Origin of the sequence: Cereibacter sediminicola, assembly GCF_007668225.1 — a bacterium.
Classification (GTDB): Bacteria; Pseudomonadota; Alphaproteobacteria; order Rhodobacterales; family Rhodobacteraceae; genus Cereibacter_A; species Cereibacter_A azotoformans.
In genome coordinates this window covers 46,115-57,167 of the sequence record NZ_VDEK01000026.1, presented here as the reverse complement: position 1 = coordinate 57,167, position 11,053 = coordinate 46,115, and the positions used below count along the sequence as shown (strand labels likewise).

10 protein-coding genes are annotated in these 11,053 nt (G+C 69.3%); 6 read left to right on the top strand and 4 right to left on the bottom strand.

Annotated elements, in window-relative coordinates; genetic code table 11:
* Window positions 1-116 precede the first annotated feature (116 nt).
* Window positions 117-1,274, bottom strand: coding sequence for a hypothetical protein (locus FG154_RS15400; RefSeq protein WP_145109800.1), 1,158 nt, complete (start codon window positions 1,272-1,274; stop codon window positions 117-119).
* A gap of 140 nt (window positions 1,275-1,414) precedes the next feature.
* Here FG154_RS15400 and FG154_RS15395 point away from each other — a divergent pair, with 140 nt between their 5' ends.
* Window positions 1,415-2,113, top strand: coding sequence for a thiamine diphosphokinase (locus tag FG154_RS15395; RefSeq protein WP_145109797.1), 699 nt, complete (start codon window positions 1,415-1,417; stop codon window positions 2,111-2,113).
* Here FG154_RS15395 and FG154_RS15390 read toward each other — a convergent pair.
* From FG154_RS15390 to FG154_RS21090, 3 genes are all read right to left on the bottom strand, one after another.
* Complete coding sequence (locus tag FG154_RS15390; RefSeq protein WP_145109794.1) at window positions 2,055-2,978, bottom strand: DMT family transporter; 924 nt, start codon at window positions 2,976-2,978, stop codon at window positions 2,055-2,057. The genes FG154_RS15395 and FG154_RS15390 overlap by 59 nt on opposite strands.
* A gap of 127 nt (window positions 2,979-3,105) precedes the next feature.
* On the bottom strand, window positions 3,106-4,485 hold the full coding sequence (locus tag FG154_RS15385) for an L-serine ammonia-lyase (RefSeq protein ID WP_145109791.1): 1,380 nt from the start codon (window positions 4,483-4,485) through the stop codon (window positions 3,106-3,108).
* A gap of 119 nt (window positions 4,486-4,604) precedes the next feature.
* Window positions 4,605-4,772, bottom strand: a complete 168-nt coding sequence (locus FG154_RS21090; protein ID WP_186312389.1) for a hypothetical protein — start codon at window positions 4,770-4,772, stop codon at window positions 4,605-4,607.
* Window positions 4,773-4,956: 184 nt separating this feature from the next.
* Here FG154_RS21090 and rpiA point away from each other — a divergent pair, with 184 nt between their 5' ends.
* The 5 genes from rpiA to FG154_RS15360 all read left to right on the top strand — a co-directional run bounded on the left by rpiA (window position 4,957) and on the right by FG154_RS15360 (window position 10,998).
* Complete coding sequence (gene rpiA / locus FG154_RS15380) at window positions 4,957-5,745, top strand: ribose-5-phosphate isomerase RpiA (protein WP_145109788.1); 789 nt, start codon at window positions 4,957-4,959, stop codon at window positions 5,743-5,745.
* Between the two features lie 2 nt (window positions 5,746-5,747).
* Entirely contained in the window at window positions 5,748-7,106 is a 1,359-nt protein-coding gene (gene gor, locus FG154_RS15375; protein WP_145109785.1) for a glutathione-disulfide reductase, read from the top strand.
* 56 nt (window positions 7,107-7,162) lie between these two features.
* Window positions 7,163-8,341 (top strand): FtsH protease activity modulator HflK, encoded by a 1,179-nt coding sequence (gene hflK / locus FG154_RS15370; RefSeq protein ID WP_145109781.1) that lies wholly within the window; start codon window positions 7,163-7,165, stop codon window positions 8,339-8,341.
* The gene (gene hflC, locus FG154_RS15365; RefSeq protein ID WP_145109778.1) at window positions 8,341-9,369 is read left to right on the top strand and encodes a protease modulator HflC; all 1,029 of its coding nucleotides are present in this window, start codon (window positions 8,341-8,343) and stop codon (window positions 9,367-9,369) included. Before hflK ends, hflC begins: the two co-directional genes overlap by 1 nt.
* Before the next feature lie 147 nt (window positions 9,370-9,516).
* Window positions 9,517-10,998 carry a DegQ family serine endoprotease gene (locus tag FG154_RS15360; RefSeq protein ID WP_145109775.1) on the top strand — a complete coding sequence of 494 codons (1,482 nt, stop codon included), beginning with the start codon at window positions 9,517-9,519 and terminating at the stop codon, window positions 10,996-10,998.
* Window positions 10,999-11,053 lie beyond the last annotated feature (55 nt).

Sequence of the window (11,053 nt, the reverse complement as noted above, 5' to 3'; positions counted from 1 at the left end):
CCCCCCCCCCCCCCCCCCCCCCCCCGGCGCCGCCCCTGCCTTTCATTCTCGCCCAAATATCCCCGCCGGAGGCTCCGACGGCAGATCCAAGTGCAGCCCCGTCCGGCTGGGGCTGCCTAATGCCGCAGCCGGCGGGCCGTGCCGTCCGCCCCGTCATGCTCGGGCAGGTCACCGGAGAGGGGCGCCGAATCCTGCAGCGCGTCCGCCTCCCGCGCGTTCTCAGTGACACCGGGTGAACCAGTGCGCACGGGGCGGGCGGGATCGATCCTCTGCTCCAATCCCAGCAGCAGCGGCGCGGACAGGTCCGACGGCCGGACCACCCGTGCAAGATCGTCGCGGTAGGCGTCCATCCGGGTCTCTCCGCCGGCGGGCAATCCTCCGGCCATCCGGTCGGCCACGGTGGCCGCCACGGCCGCCTTGAGATGGGATAGCGCCGAGATCCGTCGCCGGCTCTCGGGCGCCCGCATCTCGTTCGTGGTCTTGTCGAGGATCCGCTCGACCGCATCCTCGCCGGTTGCCTCGGCAAGCTGCCGGCCGGCTGCGAAGGGCGCCGGCTGATGGGCCAGATCGGTCTCGATCCGAGACAGTTCCTGGAGCAGCAGCGGATCGGGCTCCGTGCGGGGCATGGCGATGCGGGCGCGGGCGCGGTCGAGTGTCCGGGCCCGCTCCTCGGCCTCCTCGCGCTCCTGGAGGGCTCGGGTCTCGGCCACGAGGGTGCGGATCGCCATGTCATCCGCCTCGGTGGCCAGCGTGCCGGGCGGGCAGGGATGCTCGAGACGAAGGGGAGGGGCGCTGTCCGGTGCGTCCGGATGTTCCGGCATCAGGATCTGCGCAAGAAGACGGGCCTCGACCTCGGGGGCCGGGGCAGGGCCCAGGTCTGATGGCGGCCGGCCCGGGGCACCCGGCCCGTGCGCGGGCGGCGCAGGTTCCGGCATGGACCCGGCCGCCGCGGGGGACGTGCGGGGCCGGGGCCGCCGCACCTCTTCCACCGCCGACCGCAGGCGGCTGAGGCGCGCCGCCAGGCTTGCGTCCTCCTCCGGCGCCGGACGGAGGACGAGCCCTTCCGCCGTCACCTCGACCTCGACGCCCCGCGCGCCGTCCTTCCGGAACAGGCGCCGCAGTTCCGTCGGGTCGGACCCCGCGAGCCCTTTGGCTGCGAGATCGCGGAGAGGGTCCGCCACGTCCTTCAGCAGGCTGAAGGGGTCGTCGAATCCCTCGAGCCTGCAGCAAAGACCGCCGCAGGTCACGGTGAGGATCTTCGTTTCGCCGGTCATCGGCTGCGCGCGCTCCCTTGCGTTCGTCAGGTTCGGGACCTGCCTGCCCTGCAAATCAACGATGAGATCTGGGTGATTTGAAGGATTGATTATGGCTCCGTACGGGCATACCTCCACAGGTCCTTATATACAGTATGCAGATGACCCGGCCCATTGTTGAATCGACCGAAGGCGTCACGCTGGTGGCGGGCGGACCCGTCACGCGGCGCGATCTTTCCGTGGCGTTGGCGCGGGCGCCGGTGCTGGTGGCGGCGGATGGCGGCGGCGACAGCGCCCTGCGTCTGGGCCGGCTGCCCCAGGCGGTGATCGGGGACATGGATTCGCTGTCCCACGAGGGCCGCGAGGCGCTCCGGGGCCGTGTGCATCACCTGCCCGAACAGGAAACCACAGATTTCGACAAGTGCCTGCGCAGCATCCGCGCGCCCTTCGTGCTGGCGCTGGGTGTGGCGGGGGCGCGGATCGACCACGGTCTTGCTGTGATGAACGTGCTCGTGCGCCGGACCGAGCCGGTCTGCCTGCTGGTCGGGCCGCAGGACGTGGTGTTCCATGCGCCACCCGAACTCAGGCTGCGGCTGAAGGTGGGCGAGCGGATCTCGCTCTTTCCGCTCGGCCCGGTCACCGGCGAAAGCCGGGGGCTGCGCTGGCCGATCGACGGCATCCCCTTCGCCCCCGACGGCCGGGTGGGCACCTCGAACGCCGTGGCCGAGCCCGAGGTGCGGCTGGCGTTCGACGGGCCGGGGATGCTGGTCATCCTGCCGCGCGCCCGCCTCGATCAGGCGCTCAGGGCGCTGGTGCCGGGGTGGCGGGCAGGCGCGCCGACAGCCGCTCGCGGTAGATGATGTAGAGACCCGAGGCCGAGATCACGCCGATGCCGGCCCAGGTCAGCGGGTTCGGGAAATCTCCGAACACGAGGTAGCCCAGGCCCACCGCTGCCACGATCTCGAGATAGTGGAGCGGTGCGAGCGTCGCCGAGGGGGCGAACTTCAGCGCGTAGGTCATGCAGATGTGGCTGGCCGAGGCCCAGAAGCCCACGCCGAAGAGAAGGAGCCAGGCAAATCCCTCCGGCCGGACCGGATCGAGGGTGGGGATTGCGGCGGCCTCTCCCGCCGCAAGGACGGGAAGCATCACCAGCACCCCCGCAAGCGCCGTGTGCAGCTGCATGGTCACCGGGTGCATGCCGCGCGACATCTGCCGTGTGACGAGCATGTAGAAGGCGAAGAAGACAGCCGTGCCCAGTGGCCAGAGCGCCACCGGGCCGAAGGCGGCCAGCGAGGGCTGGATCACCATCAGCGCACCCCCGAAGCCCACGATGCTGGCCGCGATCCGGCGCGGTCCGACCTCGTCGCCGAAGAGGAGGCGGCCAAGGAGGAGCAGGATGAAGGGCTCGACGAAGGCGATGGCGAGCGCGTCGGCGATCGGCATGACGGTGATGGCCGCGACGAAGCTGTAGGTCGAGAGGATCAGGAAGATCGCGCGCAGCAGGACAAGGCCTGCCATCCGCCGGCCCATCCGCCAGTCGGTGCCCATCACCATCACCACCGGCAGCATGAGGATCGCCTGCACGAAGAAGCGCGCGAAGGTGATCTGGCCCACGGGAATGCTGGCCGAGGCCAGCTTGGCGCAGACGTCGAGCAGGGGCGCCAGGACGCAGAAGGCGATCATCAGCGCGACGCCGGGGAGGATGCGATCGGGAGGGGCGGTCATGGCTTTGGCCTAGCGCAGGCCCTCCGGCCCGTCCAGATGCGGACGGGGAAGGCCGGGGGCTCTGCCCCCGGACCCCCGGGATATTTCCGCGAGAATGAAGGAAGTGGCCGCAGGCGTCGGGCACGGCTCAGCAATTGGGGACATTGACCGCGAGACCGCCGAGCGAGGTTTCCTTGTATTTCTCGTTCATGTCGCGTCCGGTCTGGCGCATGGTCTCGATACAGACGTCGAGGCTGACCAGATGTTCGCCGTCGCCGCGCATCGCGAGGCTTGCCGCCGAGACGGCCTTGATCGCGCCGAGCCCGTTGCGCTCGATGCAGGGCACCTGGACGAGGCCCCGGACCGGGTCGCAGGTCATGCCGAGGTGATGTTCGAGCGCGATCTCGGCGGCGTTCTCGACCTGCGCGGGCGTGCCGCCGAGGACGGCGGCCAGACCTGCGGCGGCCATCGCGGCGGCCGAGCCGACCTCGGCCTGGCAACCGCATTCGGCGCCCGAGATCGAGGCATTGTGCTTGACGAGGCCCCCGATCGCGGCGGCGGTGAGCAGGAAGTCGGGGAGTTTCGCGGGACTGGCACCGGGAACGTGGTCGAGCCAGTAGCGAAGGACGGCGGGCACCACGCCTGCAGCCCCGTTGGTCGGCGCCGTCACCACCTGGCCGCCGGCCGCGTTCTCCTCGTTGACGGCCATCGCATAGAGGCTCATCCAGTCGTTGATCGTATGGGGCGCGGTCATGTTCAGCCCGCGCTCGGCCAGGAGCGCCTCGCGGATCCCTTGGGCGCGGCGGCGGACGTGGAGGCCGCCGGGCAGGGTGCCGCCGGTGGCCATGCCGCGCTCGATGCAGTCGTTCATCACCTGCCAGATCCGCTTGAGGCCGCGGTCGAGGTCGGCCGGGCTGCGGAAGACCAGTTCGTTCGCCCGCTTCATCGCGGCGATCGACAGGCCCGAGGCCTCGGCCATGCCGAGCATCTGCTGCGCGCTTTCGAAGGGGAAGGGAACGGCGGGGCCCGAGGCGGGGCGGTTGGACTTCGACTCGGTCAGTTCGGCCTCGGTCAGCACGAAGCCGCCGCCGACCGAATAATAGACCTCTGACAAGAGCACGTCGCCCTGCGCGTCGGTGGCGGTGAGCCGCATTCCGTTGGCATGGCCCGGCAGCGGCTGGCCATAGTCGAAGATCAGGTCCTTTTCGGGGTCGAAGCGGAGCGGGCCGAGGCCCGGCGCCTCGATCCGGCGTGTCGCGCGGATGGCGGCGAGCGTCTCTTCGGCCCGGGCGGCGTCATAGCTGCCGGGCTCGAAGCCGGCGAGGCCGAGGATGGTGGCCCGGTCGGTGGCGTGACCCACGCCCGTGAAGGCGAGGCTGCCGTGCAGCGAGGCGCGCAGGCCGTGGGCGTGGAACGGGCTTGCCCGCAGGCGGTCGAGGAAGCGGCCGGCGGCCACCATCGGTCCCATCGTGTGCGACGAGGAGGGGCCGACACCGACCTTGAAGATGTCGAAGACGGACAGGAACATGCGCGGACCTCGGGCAGGGCGTCCTTCCTAGATAGGTGCGACGGCCTGTCGCGGACACGCTGGAAACGACCTCGCCGCGCAATTCGCGTCATCGCCCGCCCTGGCGGGGGGCGCGGCGGTCAGTTGTGCCTGTCGCCCGAGCCTGCCGGAGCGAGCGGGCCTTCACTGCGCAGCGAGTCCACGATCGCCTGACAGGCGGCCTCGCGCAGGATGGCGTCGGTGAAATCCGCGCCCGTCCGGCGGTCCGGGAGGTGTTGGGGAGAGTGCGTCTGGCTGAGGTTACTCATGGCAAGGGTTCCTGAACTAAGGTCTGCATGAAAAGGAAACGCGAAAATGTGCGTTCAGGATGCATGAAAACGTGAAAATCTTCAACTGTGGCTTGCGGGCCCCGATCCGCCCTCGTGCAGCTTTCCCCTCGCACGGCCCCGGCTTCGTGCCTATAACCGGGGGGCGCCCCAGCGGAGACAGAGGATGCCTGCAGAACTTTCCCCCATCGACACCGCCAAGTTCGCCGCCGCCCGCCGCGCGGTGGATTTCGTGCAGGACGGCATGAAGCTGGGCCTTGGAACCGGCTCGACCGCGGCCTGGATGGTGCGCTGCCTGGCCGAGCGTGTCCGTGAGGAGGGGCTGCGGGTGCAGGGCGTGCCGACCTCGACCCGGACGGCCGAGCTTGCGCGCGAGCTGGGGATCCCGGTCGTGACCCTCGACGAGGCGCGGTGGCTTGACCTGACCATCGACGGGGCCGACGAGTTCGACAGCGAGTTCAACCTGATAAAGGGCGGCGGTGCCGCCTTGTTGCAGGAAAAGATCGTGGCGACGGCCTCGGACCGGATGATCGTGATCGCCGACGCGGCCAAGGAGGTGGCGCAGCTGGGCGCCTTCCCGCTGCCGGTCGAGGTGATCCCCTTCGGTTGGCAGAGCACCAGGATGCTGATCGAGGAGGCGCTGATCGGGCTGGATGTCCTTGGCCGCGAGGTGACGCTCCGCCGGTCGGGCGAGGCGCCGCTGCTGACGGACGAGAAGAACTACATCCTCGACCTGCACCTGACGCGCATCGGCCATCCGCGCCAGCTCGCCCTCACGCTGAACCAGATCGCGGGCGTGGTGGAGAACGGGCTCTTCATCGACATCTGTGACACGGTGGTGGTGGGGCATGGCGACGGCCGGGTGACGGTGCGTGATCTCGAGTCCGGTCTGACCGAGGACGGGCAGGTGGATCTCGGCGCCTCGTGCAACATCTTCGCCGACCTGGGAGAGTGAGCTTGGCCTTCGACCATGACCTGTTCGTGATCGGCGGCGGCTCGGGCGGCGTGCGCGCGGCCCGGATCGCGGCCTCGGAAGGGGGCGCGAAGGTGGCGCTCGCGGAGGAGAGCCGGATGGGCGGCACCTGCGTCATCCGCGGCTGCGTGCCCAAGAAGCTGATGGTCTTCGCCTCGGGCTACCCGGACGCGGTCGAGGACGCCCGCGCCTATGGCTGGGACGCCTCGATCGGCGGGTTCGACTGGCCTAGGTTCCGCACGAGCCTCGATCGCGAGCTTGACCGGCTCGAGGCGGCCTACCGCTCGGGCCTGACCTCGGCGGGGGTGGAGATCTTCGACGAGCGCGCGATGGTGGCCGACGCCCATACGGTGCGGCTCGCCTCGGGCCGGGAGGTCACCGCAAAGCACATCCTGATCGCGACCGGCGGGCGGCCCTTCGTGCCCGATTTCCCCGGCTGCGAGCTGGCCATGACCTCGGACGACGTCTTCAGGCTCGAGACCCTGCCGAAGTCGATCCTCGTGGTGGGCGGCGGCTACATCGCCAGCGAATTCGCCTGCATCCTGCACGGGCTGGGTGTCGATGTCTGTCAGTTCTACCGTGGGGCGCAGATCCTGCGCGGCTTCGACGACGAGGCCCGTGGCCATGTCTCATCCGCCATGATCGACCGCGGCATCCAGATCAAGTGCGGAACCGACGTCATCCGGCTGGAACGGACCGAGGGTGGGGTGCGCGCGATCACCACCGACGGATCGGACCGGGAGTTCGGAGCGGTTCTCTATGCCACGGGGCGGCGGCCCAACAGCGCGGGCCTTGGCCTCGAGGCGCTGGGGATCGAGCTTGGGCGCCACGGCCAGATCCCGGTCGATGACTGGAGCCAGACCTGCGTGCCCTCGATCTATGCGGTGGGCGACGTGACGGACCGGATCAACCTGACCCCGGTCGCCATCCGCGAAGGGCACGCCTTTGCCGATACCGTCTTCAAGGGAGAGCCGCGCACGGCCGATCACGAGCTTGTGCCCTCGGCGGTCTTCACCCAGCCCGAGCTGGGCTCGGTCGGCCTGACCGAAGAGGCCGCGCGCGAGCAGGAGCCGATCGAGGTCTATGCGGCGGCGTTCCGGCCGATGCAGTCGCTCTTTGCCGGGCGGCCGGATCGCGTGCTCATGAAACTGATCGTCAGCCAGGCCAGCCGGAAGGTTCTTGGCTGTCACATCGTCGCGCCCAACGCGGGCGAGATGATCCAGCTGGCCGCCATCGCGGTAAAGATGGGGGCGACGAAGGAGGACTTCGACCGGACGGTCGCGGTTCATCCCACGATGGCCGAGGAACTCGTGACCCTGCGCAAACCGGTTCGAACGGCTTGAATTTGCTTTTTTGATGACCAGTTAAGGCGGCAGGCAAGGAAAAGGGAAAGGGTTATATGTCCAACGGAGGACCTTGGGGCGGAGGCGGAGGCGACCGCGGCGACAGGGATGGGCGTGACGGCCGCGGCGGGCGGCGTCCCGGCGGTGGTGACGGCTCGCAGATCCCCGAGATCGACGAGATCGTGAAGAAGGGGCAGGAACAGCTGCGTGTGCTGATGGGCGGCCGTGGCCGTCCGAACGGCGGACGCGGCGGCGGAGGCGGAAACGGGGGCAACCCGATGGGTCCGCTCTTCACCCGTCAGGGTCTCGCGCTTGGCGCGCTGGCGCTGGTGGGGGTCTGGGCCTTCATGTCCTTCTACACGGTGCGCCCGGAGGAACGCTCGGTCGAGCTGTTCCTGGGTGAGTTCAGCGACATCGGCACGCCGGGTCTGAACTTCGCGCCCTGGCCGGTCGTGACGGCCGAAGTGGTGCAGGTTACCGGGGAACGGACCACCGACATCGGCACCGGCCGCGGCGGCGACACCGACAACGGGCTGATGCTGACCCGTGACCAGAACATCGTGGACATCGAGTTCCAGGTGGTCTGGAACATCTCGGATCCGGCGCAATTCCTCTTCAACCTTGCGGATCCGGGCGACACGATCCGCGCCGTCTCGGAATCGGCGATGCGCGACATCATCGCGCGGTCCGAGCTGTCTCCGATCCTCAACCGTGACCGCGGCATCATCGCCTCGGATCTGCTTGCGGCGGTGCAGACCACCCTCGACAGCTATCAGGCCGGCATCAACGTCGTCCGCGTCAACTTCGACAAGGCCGACCCGCCGCAGGAAGTGATCGACAGCTTCCGCGAAGTGCAGGCGGCCCAGCAGGAGCGTGACCGGCTCGAGAAGGAAGCCGACGCCTATGCCAACCGCGTCACGGCGGCCGCCCGCGGTGAAGCCGCGCGGCTGACCGAACAGGCCGAAGGCTACCGCGCCGAGGTGGTGAACAACGCCGAGGGTGAAGCGAGCCGCTTCATCTCGATCTACGACGAATATGTGAAGGCGCCCGACGTCACCCGCCGCCGCCTGTATCTGGAGACGATGGAGAAGGTGCTCGGTTCGATGGACAAGGTGATCCTTGACGGGATCGACGGACAGGGCGGCTCTGGCGTGGTGCCCTACCTGCCCCTGAACGAACTGGGTCGCAACTCCGCCGCCGCCCGCGCGGCGACCAACGGCGGGGAGGCCAACTGATGAACCGCAGCTCTCTCATACTGCCCATCCTCGCAATCCTGGTGGCGATCGGCTTCTCGTCGATCTTCATCGTGGACGAGCGCGAGAAGGCGCTGGTCCTGCAGTTCGGCCAGGTAAAAGCGGTCAAGGAAGAGCCGGGCATCGGCTTCAAGATCCCGCTCATCCAGGAGGTCGTGCGCTATGACGGGCGGATCCTCGGCCTGCCGACGCAGCCCATCGAGGTGACGCCCCTCGACGACCGGCGTCTCGTTGTGGACGCCTTCGCACGCTGGCGCATCGTCGATGTGGTCGAGTTCCGCGAGGCGGTGGGGGTTGGCGGCATCGACGCCGCCCAGACGCGCCTCCAGCGCATCATGAGCCCGGCGATCCGCGAAGTGCTCGGCGGCGTGCCCTCGATCCGCGTGCTGTCCGAGGACCGGACGGTGCTGATGAATCAGATCCGCGACCTCGCCCGCCGTCAGGCACAGGCGCTGGGGGTGGATGTCATCGACGTGCGGCTGACGCGCACCGACCTGCCCGAGCAGAACCTTGCCGCCACCTATGGCCGGATGCGCGCCGAGCGTGAGCGCGAGGCCGCGGACGAGATCGCCCGAGGCAACGAGGCCGCGCAGCGCGTGCGTGCGGCGGCCGACCGGACGGTGGTCGAGGTGACGTCGGAGGCGCGGCGTCAGGCCGAGGTGATCCGGGGTGAGGCCGATGCGCAGCGCAACTCGATCTACGCCGGGGCCTTTGGCCGCGACCCGGAGTTCTTCGCCTTCACCCGGTCGCTCACCTCGTACGAGCGGGCCCTGCAATCGGGTGGCTCGTCGATCGTGATGCAGCCGGACAGCGAGTTCTTCCAGTATCTGCGCACCGACCGCGCTCCCGAAGGCGGTCCCTTGGCCGCGGCCCCCGCCCAAGCCGCCCCGGCCCCGGCCGGCGATGGAGAGGCGCCCGCGGGCGAAGAGCCGGGCGATCAGGCCGGTGCGCCGGTCGGTCAGCCGACGGCCGCGGCGCCGGCGGCCCCGGCCCCTGCGACGGCCCAGTGACTGCGGGCCTCCCGGCGAAGGCCGGGAGGCTTCACATGCGCTTGACGGGCCCACACGCCATTTGCATTGCGGCGCGTGTTGCCCGACTGTCATCTTGGGGCGTTTCAGTCACGGTCGGCGCGCCCCGCATTTCGAAAGGAGTCGGGTGTGCAGTCTCACGCCATTTCCATCGCCCGCCGGAAGGAACCGGTGCCCATCGCCGCATGGCGCCTTTTCCTCGCGCTGATGCTGGGCCTGGGGCTGGCGCTTGCGCAGGCCGTTTCGGCCCATGCGCAGGGGGCCCCGGCCAGTTTCGCCGGTCTCGCCGAGAAGATCAGCCCGGCGGTGGTGAACATCACCACCTCGACCGTGGTCGCCGCGCCCACGCAGAATTCTCCGCTTGTGCCCGAAGGCTCGCCCTTCGAGGACTTCTTCCGCGACTTCATGGATCCGCAGAACCGCGAGCGTGGGCCGCGCCGCTCCGAGGCGCTGGGCTCGGGCTTCGTGATCTCGGAAGACGGCTTCATCGTGACCAACAACCATGTCATTGAAGGAGCGGACGACATCCAGATCGAGTTCTTCTCGGGCAACAAGCTCGAGGCGAAGCTCGTGGGCACCGATCCCAAGACCGACATCGCCCTGCTCAAGGTCTCGAGCAACCAGCCGCTCCCGTTCGTGAGCTTCGGCAACTCGGATCTTGCGCGGGTGGGCGACTGGGTGGTGGCGATGGGCAACCCGCTGGGACAGGGCTTTTCGGTCTCGGCGGGGATCATCTCGGCGCGCAACCGGGCGCTCTCGGGCACCTACGATGACTACATCCAGACCGACGCGGCCATCAACCGCGGCAACTCGGGCGGGCCGCTCTTCAATCTCGACGGTCAGGTGATCGGCGTGAACACGGCGATCCTCTCGCCCAACGGCGGCTCGATCGGGATCGGGTTCTCGATGGCCTCGAACGTGGTGGTGAAGGTCGTCCAGCAACTTCGCGAGTTCGGCGAGACGCGGCGCGGCTGGCTTGGCGTGCGGATCCAGGACGTGACGCCGGACGTGGCCGAGGCGATGGGGCTTTCCGAGGCGAAGGGGGCGCTGGTGACGGACGTGCCCGAGGGGCCTGCGAAAGAGGCCGGGATGCAGTCGGGCGACGTGATCGTGACCTTTGCCAACGCGCCGGTAGCTGACACCCGTGATCTCGTGCGCCGCGTGGCGGATGCCCCGATCGGTGAGGCCGTGCGCGTGGTCGTGATGCGTGAGGGCAAGACCCGCACGCTCTCCGTGGTGCTCGGGCGCCGGGAGGAAGCCGAGGGTGAGGGACCGGCGGCGTCCGTCGAGTCGGCCCCGACGGAACCTTCGACCGCCAATCTTCTGGGCCTGACGGTGGCTCCGCTCACGGCCGAGCAGGCCGCCGAGCTGGGCCTGCCGCCGGGCACCGAGGGGCTCGCGGTGACGGATGTGGATACGGCGTCCGAGGCCTATTCCAAGGGTCTGCGCGAGGGGGATGTCATCACCGAGGCGGGTCAGCAGAAGGTCATGACGATCAAGGATCTGCAGGACCGCGTGGACGAGGCCCGCGAGGCCGGGCGCAAGTCGCTCCTCCTTCTGATCCGACGGGGCGGTGATCCGCGCTTTGTGGCTCTCACGATCACCGAATGACTGTCGCGCCGCCCCTCGGGGCGGCGCTTTTCGTCCTGCGGGGGCGGCGGTGGCC